The organism is Cohnella faecalis (genome assembly GCF_003570905.1).
GTDB classification, from domain to species: domain Bacteria; phylum Bacillota; class Bacilli; order Paenibacillales; family Paenibacillaceae; genus Cohnella; species Cohnella faecalis.
The window spans coordinates 1-13,786 of sequence record NZ_QXJM01000015.1 but is presented as its reverse complement, the minus strand read 5'-3'; the positions used below and the strand labels follow the sequence as shown (position 1 = coordinate 13,786).

General features: G+C 55.9%; 14 protein-coding genes and 3 pseudogenes. 7 read left to right on the top strand and 10 right to left on the bottom strand.

All coding sequences use genetic code 11. The features are described 5' to 3' along the window. Window positions 1–151: 151 nt before the first annotated feature. From D3H35_RS01915 to D3H35_RS35315, 7 genes are all read left to right on the top strand, one after another. The gene (locus D3H35_RS01915) at window positions 152–1,048 is read left to right on the top strand and encodes a fumarylacetoacetate hydrolase family protein (RefSeq protein ID WP_119147530.1); all 897 of its coding nucleotides are present in this window, start codon (window positions 152–154) and stop codon (window positions 1,046–1,048) included. A 15-nt stretch (window positions 1,049–1,063) separates the two neighbouring features. Beyond that, window positions 1,064–1,909 (top strand): amidohydrolase family protein, encoded by an 846-nt coding sequence (locus D3H35_RS01910; RefSeq protein WP_119147529.1) that lies wholly within the window; start codon window positions 1,064–1,066, stop codon window positions 1,907–1,909. A 30-nt stretch (window positions 1,910–1,939) separates the two neighbouring features. Then, on the top strand, window positions 1,940–3,703 hold the full coding sequence (locus D3H35_RS01905; RefSeq protein ID WP_119147528.1) for an IlvD/Edd family dehydratase: 1,764 nt from the start codon (window positions 1,940–1,942) through the stop codon (window positions 3,701–3,703). Further along, window positions 3,703–4,905, top strand: coding sequence for a M20 metallopeptidase family protein (locus tag D3H35_RS01900; protein ID WP_119147527.1), 1,203 nt, complete (start codon window positions 3,703–3,705; stop codon window positions 4,903–4,905). Before D3H35_RS01905 ends, D3H35_RS01900 begins: the two co-directional genes overlap by 1 nt. A 78-nt stretch (window positions 4,906–4,983) precedes the next feature. Next, entirely contained in the window at window positions 4,984–6,120 is a 1,137-nt protein-coding gene (locus D3H35_RS01895; RefSeq protein WP_233567709.1) for an endospore germination permease, read from the top strand. Then, window positions 6,074–7,111, top strand: a complete 1,038-nt coding sequence (locus D3H35_RS01890; RefSeq protein WP_119147526.1) for a spore germination protein — start codon at window positions 6,074–6,076, stop codon at window positions 7,109–7,111. The genes D3H35_RS01895 and D3H35_RS01890 overlap by 47 nt, the downstream gene beginning before the upstream one ends. Next, on the top strand, window positions 7,108–7,530 hold the full coding sequence (locus D3H35_RS35315) for a spore germination protein (RefSeq protein WP_158593902.1): 423 nt from the start codon (window positions 7,108–7,110) through the stop codon (window positions 7,528–7,530). The genes D3H35_RS01890 and D3H35_RS35315 overlap by 4 nt, the downstream gene beginning before the upstream one ends. A 397-nt stretch (window positions 7,531–7,927) precedes the next feature. Here the strand turns inward: D3H35_RS35315 and D3H35_RS33385 are convergent, their stop codons facing one another. From D3H35_RS33385 to D3H35_RS33360, 10 genes and pseudogenes are all read right to left on the bottom strand, one after another. Beyond that, window positions 7,928–8,395: a spore germination protein gene (locus D3H35_RS33385; RefSeq protein WP_267901333.1), complete on the bottom strand. Its 468-nt coding sequence runs from the start codon at window positions 8,393–8,395 to the stop codon at window positions 7,928–7,930. Then, window positions 8,370–8,947 (bottom strand): annotated as a pseudogene (locus D3H35_RS33380) (spore germination protein). The gene D3H35_RS33385 and the pseudogene D3H35_RS33380 overlap by 26 nt, the downstream one beginning before the upstream one ends. Window position 8,948: 1 nt before the next feature. Continuing rightward, window positions 8,949–9,407: a spore germination protein gene (locus tag D3H35_RS33375; RefSeq protein ID WP_267901332.1), complete on the bottom strand. Its 459-nt coding sequence runs from the start codon at window positions 9,405–9,407 to the stop codon at window positions 8,949–8,951. Next, window positions 9,404–9,640: a hypothetical protein gene (locus tag D3H35_RS31885; protein WP_233567708.1), complete on the bottom strand. Its 237-nt coding sequence runs from the start codon at window positions 9,638–9,640 to the stop codon at window positions 9,404–9,406. The genes D3H35_RS33375 and D3H35_RS31885 overlap by 4 nt, the downstream gene beginning before the upstream one ends. Continuing rightward, entirely contained in the window at window positions 9,583–10,497 is a 915-nt protein-coding gene (locus tag D3H35_RS01875) for a GerAB/ArcD/ProY family transporter (RefSeq protein WP_233567707.1), read from the bottom strand. Before D3H35_RS01875 ends, D3H35_RS31885 begins: the two co-directional genes overlap by 58 nt. 78 nt (window positions 10,498–10,575) lie before the next feature. Beyond that, window positions 10,576–11,753, bottom strand: a pseudogene (locus D3H35_RS01870) (M20 metallopeptidase family protein). 23 nt (window positions 11,754–11,776) lie between these two features. Further along, window positions 11,777–12,409, bottom strand: a complete 633-nt coding sequence (locus tag D3H35_RS35310) for a hypothetical protein (protein WP_459178242.1) — start codon at window positions 12,407–12,409, stop codon at window positions 11,777–11,779. Window positions 12,410–12,511: 102 nt separating this feature from the next. Beyond that, window positions 12,512–12,810: pseudogene (locus D3H35_RS35305) on the bottom strand (dihydroxy-acid dehydratase domain-containing protein); the annotation flags it as partial. Next, window positions 12,791–13,183 carry a dihydroxy-acid dehydratase domain-containing protein gene (locus D3H35_RS33365; RefSeq protein WP_199728451.1) on the bottom strand — a complete coding sequence of 131 codons (393 nt, stop codon included), beginning with the start codon at window positions 13,181–13,183 and terminating at the stop codon, window positions 12,791–12,793. The gene D3H35_RS33365 and the pseudogene D3H35_RS35305, both read right to left, overlap by 20 nt. Further along, on the bottom strand, window positions 13,180–13,786 hold a 607-nt coding region (locus tag D3H35_RS33360; protein WP_267901331.1), incomplete at its 5' end, for a dihydroxy-acid dehydratase domain-containing protein. The genes D3H35_RS33360 and D3H35_RS33365, both read right to left, overlap by 4 nt.

The window sequence follows — 13,786 nt, the reverse complement described above, 5'->3', positions numbered from 1 at the left end:
CAGGTAGTCGCGGCGCTAGAGTGGCTGAAATAGGCAGGCTCTGGCGGGTTACAGGTGGAAGCTGCGGCGCTAGAGTAACTTGATCGGCGGCGGGCGAAAGCTTACTTTGCCAAGCCGTCCCTTTTGAACATAAACAAGGAGGATACTCAGCATGAAGCTTCTTACGTTTATTTATAACGGCGAATATCGAATGGGCGTTCGGACGGAACGAGGCATTCTGGATGTCGAGGCGGCGGTTGCCGCATTAGCTCCGGAGGAAGCCGACATTCCGACGACGGTTCGACGCGTACTGAGCGGAGGGGATAAGGCGTTCGCGTCCTTGAGGCGGTTCGTCGACGAATTGCAAAATAACGCCGCACCCTACTTGAAGGACGAAGAAACGATAACCTGGGGACCTGCTGTCACGGACCCCGGCAAAATCATTTGCATCGGCCTCAATTACCGCCGTCATGCCGAAGAGACGAACAATCCGCTTCCGGCCTATCCGATCTTGTTCAACAAGTTCGCCAATACGCTCAACGGTCACGGACACGAGGTGCCTCTGCCCCGCACCTCGCAGCAGGTAGATTACGAAGCCGAGCTTGCGATCATAATCGGCAAAACGGCGAAATACGTCGGCGAGGAAGAGGCGCTCGATTACGTATTCGGTTACGCCGCCGCCAACGATTTGTCCGCGCGCGATTTGCAATTGCGAACGAGTCAGTGGCTAGCAGGCAAATCTTGCGACTATTTCTCACCGATCGGTCCCTACCTCGTATCGAAGGACGAAGTCGGGGATCCGAACCAACTGGACATTAGCTGCACGGTTAACGGACAAATTCGCCAGAGCTCGAATACGTCGGACATGATTTTCGACTGCAAGCAAATCGTCAGCTACGTCTCGCAGTGCATGACGTTATCGCCGGGAGATATTCTGTTGACCGGAACGCCCGAGGGAGTCGTTATGGGCTATCCGAAGGAGAAGCAAATTTATCTTCAACCGGGCGACGTCGTTACGGTGAGCATTGAAAAGCTAGGCTCGATAACGAACCGGATGGTCAGCGAATAAAGGGGGGGAAGCCGCATGAGCCGCATTTTCGATTGCCATACTCATCTGTTCGGGCCGGGCATGGTTAAAGGACCGACGGACGCCGCCATCAAAAGAGCGTGGGGGTCGAGCATGAACATCGAGGCAACGCCAGAGCAGCATAGAGTTCATATGGAGGGGTATTCGGGTGCAATCGTGCTGGCGATGGCCGCCCATGCGACCGGACTCGTCGTGCCGAACGAATACGTGGCCGAATATTGCGCCTCCGATCCGGACAGGCTGTTCGGCTTCGCGAGCGTCGACCCTAACGATCCGAATGGCGTGGCCGAGTTCGAAACCGCCATTCGCGAACTGAATTTGAAGGGGCTCAAGCTCGGCCCGATCTACCAAAATTTCTATCCGGATGCGAAGGAGCATTTTGCTTTGTACGCGAAGGCGCAAGAGCTGAACGTTCCGATACTATGGCATCAGGGAACCTCGTTCGTGCCGGAAGGCTATTTGGACGCTTCCCGGCCTGCGATGCTTGATCCGATCGCCCGCGCATTCCCGAACTTGAAAATGATCGTGGCGCATATGGGACATCCGTGGATAGACGAATGCATCTCGGTCGTCCGCAAGCACCCGAATATGTATATGGACGTCTCCGCTCTGGGTAGCCGTCCTTGGCAATTTTACAACGCTCTCGTGTCGGCGGTTGAATACGGCGTTCAGGACAAAATTCTGTTCGGCTCCGATTATCCCTTCTTCACAACGGGCAAAATGATCGATTCGTTGCGAGCGATTAACCATCTAGCGGAAGGAACGAATCTTCCTCGCGTGCCTGAAGAGTTCGTCGAAGCTATTATTCATAGGGATACTCCCGGCATTCTCGGGCTGGCATAACGCGTCGGACATCAGAGGGGGAACACAGCCATGGGCGAACAAAAACGGGCAAGCGACGCAATCGCAGACAGTGCGAGCGCAGGCAAGCTGAAGAGCGAGGCTTATTTTCAGGAAAAGGATTTGTGGGGATTCATTCACCGATCGTTCACGAAATCGATGGGCTATACGGAAGAGGACATCCGAAAACCGGTCATCGGCATTTGCAACACGTTCAGCGAGCTGAACAAATGCCATTCGCACTTTAACGAGCTGGTCGACTACGTCAAGCGAGGCGTCTGGCAGGCGGGCGGAGTGCCGATGGAGTTCCCGACCATCTCGATTGGCGAGCCCTACGTCAAGCCGACGACGATGCTTCTTCGCAATCTGATGGCGATGGACACCGAAGAGATGATGAAGGCGCACCCGATCGACGGCGTCGTGCTGATCGGCGGCTGCGACAAGACGGTTCCCGCCCAGCTCATGGCGGCGGCGAGCGCGAACATCCCGGCGATTGTGCTGACGGGAGGGCCGATGCTGAACGGCCGTCTCGGCGGCCGCAGCCTCGGCGCATGCACCGACTGTTACGGCTTCACGCTTGAGCACAAGGCCGGCAACATCACGGACGAGGAGCTGGCGGTAGCGGAGAACGCTATCTGCCGAAGCGACGGGCATTGCATGGTGATGGGGACGGCGAGCACGATGGCGTCGATTGCGGAAGCGATCGGCATGGCGCTGCCGGGGTGCGCGGCCATTCCCGCGCCGGACAGCCGCCGCAGGCATATGTCCGAGAATACCGGTAAGCAGATCGTCGAGCTTGTCCGCCACAATATTCGCCCGCGCGACATAATGACCCGCGAAGCGATCGAGAACGCGATTACCGTTACGATGGCGAGCGGCGGCTCGACGAACGCGATCATTCATCTCGTCGCGATCTCACAACGGCTCGGCATGAAACTGCCGCTAGAAACGTTCGATGCAATTAGCGCGAAGACACCGTTCATCTTAAACCTTCGCCCGTCGGGCCAATACCAGATGGAGGAATATTTCGAGGCGGGCGGCGTTCCCGCGCTAATGAAGGAGCTGGAGCCACTTCTTCACGGGGAATGCCTGACGGTAACGGGACGCACGGTGTCCGAAAATTTGCAGCATGCTCGCACGTACCTTCGGGACGTTATCCGCACGATGGAGGAGCCGCTCGACAGTCAAGGCGGCATCGCCGTTCTTCGCGGCAATCTTGCGCCGGACGGAGCGCTCATTAAGCAAACGGCCGTCTCCGCCCATTTGAAGAAGCATACGGGACGCGCAGTTGTGTTTGAGAGCCCGGCCGATTTGAATGCCCGCATCGACGATCCGGAGCTGGACGTAGACGAGAACAGCGTGCTCGTCCTGAAAAACGCCGGGCCGAAGGGAGCACCGGCGATGCCGGAAATCGGGCAAATTCCGATTCCGCAGAAGTTGCTCAAAAAAGGCGTCCGCGACATGGTTCGTATCTCCGACGCTCGGATCAGCGGCACCTCTTACGGAGCTTTGATCGTACATGCCGCTCCAGAGGCGGCGGTCGGCGGGACGCTTGCCCTCGTGCGGGACGGCGACGAAATCGAGCTGGATATCGCAGAGCGACGGCTTGTGCTGCGCGTATCCGACGAGGAGCTCGCCGAGCGGCGCAAGTCGTGGAAGCCGCCGGAGCCGCACTACGACCGGGGCTACGGCTTGCTGTTCCACGAGCGGGTGCTGCAAGCGAACCTCGGCTGCGATTTCGATTTCCTGCTTCCGCCCGAGCTTCGCAAGGAATACAAGGAAAGGATAGAAGATTGATGCGCATTAGCAAAGAGGAAATCATGGACGCGGCGAAAAAGCTGGAGCCCCGGCTGATCGCTTTTCGCCGCGATCTTCACGAGAATCCCGAGCTTAGTCTCGAAGAGACGGAGACGGCGGCGAAGGTAGCCGCCTTTTTGCGCTCTATCGGACTTTCGCCGAAGCTGGAAGTAGGGGGCCATGGTGTCATAGCCGATGTTGTCGGCTCAACGCCCGGCCCGACGATCGCGCTGCGTGCGGACATGGACGCCCTTCCGATCATGGAAGAAACCGGCTTGCCGTTCGCATCCAATCGTCCGGGTATTATGCATGCGTGCGGGCACGACGCCCATACGGCGATTGTTCTCGGAGCCGCCTCCATACTGGTCGAACGGAAGGAGCGGCTGGCGGGTACGGTTCGATTGCTTTTTCAAGGCGCCGAGGAAATCAACGCAGGAGCGAAAGCGATGATCCGGGACGGCGCGCTTGACGGCGTGGACGAAATCTACGGCTTGCATAATTTGCCGACTCTTGCCGTCGGAATGGCCGCGACTCGCAAGGGCCCGCTGATGGGTTCCGTCGACCGCATCGAATTAACGCTCGAAGGGCGCGGAGCGCATGGAGCTATCCCCGATCAAGGAGCCGATCCGATCGTAGCCGCAGCTGCCGTTATATCCGGATTGCAGACCATTGTTAGCCGTGAAGTATCGCCATTCTCGCCGGTCGTCGTAACGATTGGCAGCATCCATGCCGGGCAAGCGAACAATGTGATTCCCCATCGGGCCGAGATGACGGGGACGGTTCGCGCGTTCGATCCGGCCGTGCGGCGGCAGCTGCCCGATCGTCTTCGGCGCATCGCCGTTCGAATAGCCGAAGCCCATCGCTGCGAGGCCGAACTTCGCTATATCGAGCAAGTGCCGGTTCTCGTCAGCGAGGACGGCTGTTTGGCGCATGCGCAGCGAACGATCGATTGGCTGCTGGGCGCCGAACGGCATGCCGAGGCGGCGCCTACGCTTGCGGGAGAAGATTTTTCAGTCTATCTGGAGAGCGTTCCGGGCTGCTTCTTCTGGCTCGGCTCGGGACCGTCCGACCGTGCGGAGGACGCCTACGGACTGCATCATCCGAAGTTCGATATACAAGAAGAAGCTTTGGCCGTCGGCTCCGCCGCGCTGGCTTCCATCGCTTTGCTGCGCGGGCAATCCAACCATTCGCTATTGCTTTAGCGTTCTCCGGCATAAAAATCGTTCAATCCGAACAAAATACGCGTGTTGCAATTTTTTCCATGAGGGATGTGACGCGCGTTGTCGGATTCGAACGGTAAAATCAATTTTTTTCAAGCCTGCTTGATTCTGATGCTTATGAACGGATTGGCGAATCACGTTATCGTCAATCCGATGATTCTCGACGCTTCCGGCCGCGACGCTTGGCTGTCCGTTCTGTGCGCGGGAACAGTGCTGATGCTATGGTTCATTCTGTTGACATGGCTCATGAAGCGATCGGGTCAACAGAAGCTTCAGCCCTGGCTGGCCAGCAAAACCCGCCCCGCCATTTCCTGGCTGCTTGTTTTGCCGATTTGCGTTCAGCTCTACTTAATCGGTGGAATGACGGTTGCCCATACCGCCATCTGGACGCTCACGAATTATTTGCCCAACACCCCGAAGCTTTTGCTCGTTGTCGCTATAACTTTGATTTGCGCTCTCTCCGCCATTTGGGGGATTCGGATTCTTGCCGTCACTTCGGCTATTTTGCTTCCATTCGTCATCGCGCTCGGATATTTCGTCAGCACTTCCAACTTGCCGCAAAAGAATTTCGAGCTGCTAAAGCCGATAGCCGAGCACGGATGGCCGCCCATCGTCGACGGTATGGTCTACGCGGGGGGCGGGTTCGTCGAGCTGATCGTGTTTCTCGTTATGCAGCACCGCCTGTCGACCAAAATATCCGTATGGAAAATGCTCGTTTTTGCCGCAATCTCCACCTATATTATGATCGGTCCCGTCATCGGCGCGATTACGGAATTCGGCCCCGTTGAAGCGGCGAAGCAGATGGAATCGCCCTATGAGCAATGGAGGCTTGTCAAGCTTGGCAGTTACGTGGAGCACGTCGACTTTTTTTCGATCTACCAATGGCTGTCTGGAGCGATCGTACGAGTCGGCTTGTCGGTGTTTCTGCTGGTCGATATGCTGCCGATTCGTCAAGCTCGCGCCCGTAACTGGCTGATCATTGCCATTATTTTCAGCTTCGTGATCATTTCCATGATACCGTCAATGAGTACACGTTTTATTTGTGGATGTACGAATACTATTTTCCGATATCGCTCCTGGTTGTTATGTCCGTTTTCTTCGTCTGGCTGTTCATTTCGTTGCTTGGCAGACCGGCCAAGAAGGAAGCGGCATGAGCGAGGCCCGTTCGAAAGAGGAGCCGAAATGGTCGGAAGATAGAGTCCGGGAGCTATTTCGAAATTCGGCCGACGTCATTGTTCAAAAATGTCAAATCGGCGACGATTCTTCAACCGATATTGTGCTTGCTTACAGCGACGGACTATGCGACAGCTCCCAAATCGGACTCGTCGTACTTCCGGGACTAAGCAAGCTGGTCAGCGAGAAAGGGACGTTGGACGACGATTCCGTATGGATGGCCGGCAAGCTTCCCCTGGTGACTTTTGACGAAACGCCAACTTCCGGACAATTGAGCGAGAGCGTCTTTCAAGGCGATCTGCTCATTTTCATTCTGCAATCCGGTACGGCATATCGGCTTAGCATAGGCAACCTCCCGCGTCGCTCACCTTCGGAATCCAACACCGAAATTTCGATTAAGGGACCCAAAGACGGCTTTGTGGAGGACATCGTCGTTAATGTGGCTCTGATTCGCAAGCGGATACGGAGCAGCGATCTGTGCAACGAAAGCTTCACGATAGGCAGAAGAACGAAGACGAGGATATCGCTTCTTTACTTTCACGACATTATTTCCCCTGACGTGTTGAAGGAGGTAAAAAGGCGCTTATCCCAAATAGACATCGACGGCATCTACGGCTCAGGCCAAATCGAAGAAATGATAGCGGATTCGAAGTATTCGATGTTTCCGCTGTTCGCATCGACGGGAAGGCCCGATTACACGGTGAACAGCTTGCTGGCAGGCCGCTTCGTTCTCATCGTGGACGGAAGCCCGCTGGCGCTGATCGGTCCCGCGGAGCTGTCGCTCATTCTGAAATCGCCCGAAGACATTCATTTTAATTACGCTTACGTATCTTTCGCCCGGGTCGTAAGGGGGCAAGCTTGTTCATATCCCTTTTCCTTCCCGGGATTTGGTCGCCCTCTTGGCATTTCACCAGGATCAAAATCCCATTCCGGCTCATGGCTACAATTTCCGTCGCGCGTTTGGGTCTGCCCATGTCGTGCAAATGGAAATGTTTCTGCTGCTCATGCTGCTTGAAGTGTTCCGCGAAGCGGAGTGCGGCTGCCAAGCTCCATCGGTCAGACGCTAACGTCGATCGGCGGTCTGATTATCGGCGATGCCGCAATCCGCGCGGACTTGTCTCCCCGTCGATCGTCGTGGTCGGAGCAATAACGGCCGTATCGGGTGTTACGCTGGTCAATCAGTCGCTGAGCACCATCATTAGCATTTTGAGGCTGTTCTTTTTCGCGATGGGAGCTTTTCTGGGCATGTTCGGTATCATACTGGGCATGATCGTGCTCGCCGCTTATTTGTCCCGCTTCAATCGTTCGGGTTGCATATATTATTATTTGAAAAAAAAAGCCTTTTTTTATCAGGAATGCCTGGGGGCCATCTCCCTCCCGAATTCAACTCGATGCTGCGTGTTTATTTGCGATCGTGCCTTGGCCAATTCATGAAAAAAAGTCCTTATTTTTTTGAAGCCGGGCGACTCCGCATCATCAGGGAGATGAGAAGAATGAGGAGGTGCGATTAATCGTCGGGGCGAGCCTGCTTCTTCTAGCCATACTCCCCGGCTGCTGGAATTCCAAAAGACGTTTCAAAAACTAGCCTTACACGGCAATCGGGATCGTTTACTCGGAAGATCATTATCATATGGACTTGCCTAGCTCTGCGTTCTCGGTTTTGGCGACATTAGTGAAATTAAGCACTTGCATGTACATATGATACTGATCTTCCGAGTAATCGATCCGATTGCCGTAACGTAAGCTAGATTTTGAACGTCTTTGGAATTCCAGCAGCCGGGGAGTATGGCTAGAAGAAGCAGGCTCGCCCCGACGATTAATCGCAACCTCCTCATTCCTTCTCATCTCCCTGATGATCGGAGTCGCCCGGCTTCAAAAACAACGGCCTTTTTTTCATGAATTGCCAAGGCACGCGCAAATAAGAACGCAGCATCGAGTTGAATCGCGGAGGAGACAGCGCCCCCATATATGCAACCCCGAACGATTGAAGCCGGGACAAATAAGCGGCGAGCACGATCATGCCCAGTATGATACCGAACATGCCCAGAAAAGCTCCCATCGCGAAAAAGAACAGCCTCAAAATGCTAATGATGGTGCTCAGCGACTGATTGACCAGCGTAACACCCGATACGGCCGTTATTGCTCCGACCACGACGATCGACGGGGAGACAAGTCCCGCGCGGATTGCGGCATCGCGATAATCAGACCGCCGATCGACGTTAGCGTCTGACCGATGGAGCTTGGCAGCCGCCACTCCCGCTTCGCGGAACACTTCAAGCAGCATGAGCAGCAGAAACATTTCCATTTGCACCGACATGGGCAGACCCAAAACGCGCGACGGAAATTGTAGCCATGAGCCGGAATGGGATTTGATCCTGGTGAAATGCCAAGAGGGCGACCCAAATCCCGGGAAGGAAAAAGGATATGAACAAGCTTGCCCCCCTTACGACCCGGCGAAAGATACGTAAGCGTAATTAAAATGAATGTCTTCGGGCGATTTCAGAATGAGCGACAGCTCCGCGGGACCGATCAGCGCCAGCGGGCTTCCGTCCACGATGAGAACGAAGCGGCCTGCCAGCAAGCTGTTCACCGTGTAATCGGGCCTTCCCGTCGATGCGAACAGCGGAAACATCGAATACTTCGAATCCGCTATCATTTCTTCGATTTGGCCTGAGCCGTAGATGCCGTCGATGTCTATTTGGGATAAGCGCCTTTTTACCTCCTTCAACACGTCAGGGGAAATAATGTCGTGAAAGTAAAGAAGCGATATCCTCGTCTTCGTTCTTCTGCCTATCGTGAAGCTTTCGTTGCACAGATCGCTGCTCCGTATCCGCTTGCGAATCAGAGCCACATTAACGACGATGTCCTCCACAAAGCCGTCTTTGGTCCCTTAATCGAAATTTCGGTGTTGGATCCGAAGGTGAGCGACGCGGGAGGTTGCCTATGCTAAGCCGATATGCCGTACCGGATTGCAGAATGAAAATGAGCAGATCGCCTTGAAAGACGCTCTCGCTCAATTGTCCGGAAGTTGGCGTTTCGTCAAAAGTCACCAGGGGAAGCTTGCCGGCCATCCATACGGAATCGTCGTCCAACGTCCCTTTCTCGCTGACCAGCTTGCTTAGTCCCGGAAGTACGACGAGTCCGATTTGGGAGCTGTCGCATAGTCCGTCGCTGTAAGCAAGCACAATATCGGTTGAAGAATCGTCGCCGATTTGACATTTTTGAACAATGACGTCGGCCGAATTTCGAAATAGCTCCCGGACTCTATCTTCCGACCATTTCGGCTCCTCTTTCGAACGGGCCTCGCTCATGCCGCTTCCTTCTTGGCCGGTCTGCCAAGCAACGAAATGAACAGCCAGACGAAGAAAACGGACATAACAACCAGGAGCGATATCGGAAAATAGTATTCGTACATCCACAAATAAAACGTGTACTCATTGACGGGTATCATGGAAATGATCACGAAGCTGAAAATAATGGCAATGATCAGCCAGTTACGGGCGCGAGCTTGACGAATCGGCAGCATATCGACCAGCAGAAACACCGACAAGCCGACTCGTACGATCGCTCCAGACAGCCATTGGTAGATCGAAAAAAAGTCGACGTGCTCCACGTAACTGCCAAGCTTGACAAGCCTCCATTGCTCATAGGGCGATTCCATCTGCTTCGCCGCTTCAACGGGGCCGAATTCCGTAATCGCGCCGATGACGGACCGATCATAATATAGGTGGAGATTGCGGCAAAAACGAGCATTTTCCATACGGATATTTTGGTCGACAGGCGGTGCTGCATAACGAGAAACACGATCAGCTCGACGAACCCGCCCCCCGCGTAGACCATACCGTCGACGATGGGCGGCCATCCGTGCTCGGCTATCGGCTTTAGCAGCTCGAAATTCTTTTGCGGCAAGTTGGAAGTGCTGACGAAATATCCGAGCGCGATGACGAATGGAAGCAAAATAGCCGAAGTGACGGCAAGAATCCGAATCCCCCAAATGGCGGAGAGAGCGCAAATCAAAGTTATAGCGACAACGAGCAAAAGCTTCGGGGTGTTGGGCAAATAATTCGTGAGCGTCCAGATGGCGGTATGGGCAACCGTCATTCCACCGATTAAGTAGAGCTGAACGCAAATCGGCAAAACAAGCAGCCAGGAAATGGCGGGGCGGGTTTTGCTGGCCAGCCAGGGCTGAAGCTTCTGTTGACCCGATCGCTTCATGAGCCATGTCAACAGAATGAACCATAGCATCAGCACTGTTCCCGCGCACAGAACGGACAGCCAAGCGTCGCGGCCGGAAGCGTCGAGAATCATCGGATTGACGATAACGTGATTCGCCAATCCGTTCATAAGCATCAGAATCAAGCAGGCTTGAAAAAAATTGATTTTACCGTTCGAATCCGACAACGCGCGTCACATCCCTCATGGAAAAAATTGCAACACGCGTATTTTGTTCGGATTGAACGATTTTTATGCCGGAGAACGCTAAAGCAATAGCGAATGGTTGGATTGCCCGCGCAGCAAAGCGATGGAAGCCAGCGCGGCGGAGCCGACGGCCAAAGCTTCTTCTTGTATATCGAACTTCGGATGATGCAGTCCGTAGGCGTCCTCCGCACGGTCGGACGGTCCCGAGCCGAGCCAGAAGAAGCAGCCCGGAACGCTCTCCAGATAGACTGAAAAATCTTCTCCCGCAAGCGTAGGCGCCGCCTCGGCATGCCGTTCGGCGCCCAGCAGCCAATCGATCGTTCGCTGCGCATGCGCCAAACAGCCGTCCTCGCTGACGAGAACCGGCACTTGCTCGATATAGCGAAGTTCGGCCTCGCAGCGATGGGCTTCGGCTATTCGAACGGCGATGCGCCGAAGACGATCGGGCAGCTGCCGCCGCACGGCCGGATCGAACGCGCGAACCGTCCCCGTCATCTCGGCCCGATGGGGAATCACATTGTTCGCTTGCCCGGCATGGATGCTGCCAATCGTTACGACGACCGGCGAGAATGGCGATACTTCACGGCTAACAATGGTCTGCAATCCGGATATAACGGCAGCTGCGGCTACGATCGGATCGGCTCCTTGATCGGGGATAGCTCCATGCGCTCCGCGCCCTTCGAGCGTTAATTCGATGCGGTCGACGGAACCCATCAGCGGCCCTTGCGAGTCGCGGCCATTCCGACGGCAAGAGTCGGCAAATTATGCAAGCCGTAGATTTCGTCCACGCCGTCAAGCGCGCCGTCCCGGATCATCGCTTTCGCTCCTGCGTTGATTTCCTCGGCGCCTTGAAAAAGCAATCGAACCGTACCCGCCAGCCGCTCCTTCCGTTCGACCAGTATGGAGGCGGCTCCGAGAACAATCGCCGTATGGGCGTCGTGCCCGCACGCATGCATAATACCCGGACGATTGGATGCGAACGGCAAGCCGGTTTCTTCCATGATCGGAAGGGCGTCCATGTCCGCACGCAGCGCGATCGTCGGGCCGGGCGTTGAGCCGACAACATCGGCTATGACACCATGGCCCCCTACTTCCAGCTTCGGCGAAAGTCCGATAGAGCGCAAAAAGGCGGCTACCTTCGCCGCCGTCTCCGTCTCTTCGAGACTAAGCTCGGGATTCTCGTGAAGATCGCGGCGAAAAGCGATCAGCCGGGGCTCCAGCTTTTTCGCCGCGTCCATGATTTCCTCTTTGCTAATGCGCATCAATCTTCTATCCTTTCCTTGTATTCCTTGCGAAGCTCGGGCGGAAGCAGGAAATCGAAATCGCAGCCGAGGTTCGCTTGCAGCACCCGCTCGTGGAACAGCAAGCCGTAGCCCCGGTCGTAGTGCGGCTCCGGCGGCTTCCACGACTTGCGCCGCTCGGCGAGCTCCTCGTCGGATACGCGCAGCACAAGCCGTCGCTCTGCGATATCCAGCTCGATTTCGTCGCCGTCCCGCACGAGGGCAAGCGTCCCGCCGACCGCCGCCTCTGGAGCGGCATGTACGATCAAAGCTCCGTAAGAGGTGCCGCTGATCCGAGCGTCGGAGATACGAACCATGTCGCGGACGCCTTTTTTGAGCAACTTCTGCGGAATCGGAATTTGCCCGATTTCCGGCATCGCCGGTGCTCCCTTCGGCCCGGCGTTTTTCAGGACGAGCACGCTGTTCTCGTCTACGTCCAGCTCCGGATCGTCGATGCGGGCATTCAAATCGGCCGGGCTCTCAAACACAACTGCGCGTCCCGTATGCTTCTTCAAATGGGCGGAGACGGCCGTTTGCTTAATGAGCGCTCCGTCCGGCGCAAGATTGCCGCGAAGAACGGCGATGCCGCCTTGACTGTCGAGCGGCTCCTCCATCGTGCGGATAACGTCCCGAAGGTACGTGCGAGCATGCTGCAAATTTTCGGACACCGTGCGTCCCGTTACCGTCAGGCATTCCCCGTGAAGAAGTGGCTCCAGCTCCTTCATTAGCGCGGGAACGCCGCCCGCCTCGAAATATTCCTCCATCTGGTATTGGCCCGACGGGCGAAGGTTAAGATGAACGGTGTCTTCGCGCTAATTGCATCGAACGTTTCTAGCGGCAGTTTCATGCCGAGCCGTTGTGAGATCGCGACGAGATGAATGATCGCGTTCGTCGAGCCGCCGCTCGCCATCGTAACGGTAATCGCGTTCTCGATCGCTTCGCGGGTCATTATGTCGCGCGGGCGAATATTGTGGCGGACAAGCTCGACGATCTGCTTACCGGTATTCTCGGACATATGCCTGCGGCGGCTGTCCGGCGCGGGAATGGCCGCGCCACCCCGGCAGCGCCATGCCGATCGCTTCCGCAATCGACGCCATCGTGCTCGCCGTCCCCATCACCATGCAATGCCCGTCGCTTCGGCAGATAGCGTTCTCCGCTACCGCCAGCTCCTCGTCCGTGATGTTGCCGGCCTTGTGCTCAAGCGTGAAGCCGTAACAGTCGGTGCATGCGCCGAGGCTGCGGCCGCCGAGACGGCCGTTCAGCATCGGCCCTCCCGTCAGCACAATCGCCGGGATGTTCGCGCTCGCCGCCGCCATGAGCTGGGCGGGAACCGTCTTGTCGCAGCCGCCGATCAGCACGACGCCGTCGATCGGGTGCGCCTTCATCATCTCTTCTCGGTGTCCATCGCCATCAGATTGCGAAGAAGCATCGTCGTCGGCTTGACGTAGGGCTCGCCAATCGAGATGGTCGGGAACTCCATCGGCACTCCGCCCGCCTGCCAGACGCCTCGCTTGACGTAGTCGACCAGCTCGTTAAAGTGCGAATGGCATTTGTTCAGCTCGCTGAACGTGTTGCAAATGCCGATGACCGGTTTTCGGATGTCCTCTTCCGTATAGCCCATCGATTTCGTGAACGATCGTGAATGAATCCCCACAAATCCTTTTCCTGAAAATAAGCCTCGCTCTTCAGCTTGCCTGCGCTCGCACTGTCTGCGATTGCGTCGCTTGCCCGTTTTTGTTCGCCCATGGCTGTGTTCCCCCTCTGATGTCCGACGCGTTATGCCAGCCCGAGAATGCCGGAGTATCCCTATGAATAATAGCTTCGACGAACTCTTCAGGCACGCGAGGAAGATTCGTTCCTTCGCTAGATGGTTAATCGCTCGCAACGAATCGATCATTTTGCCCGTTGTGAAGAAGGGATAATCGGAGCCGAACAGAATTTTGTCCTGAACGCCGTATTCAACCGCCGACACGAGAGCGTTGTAAAAATTG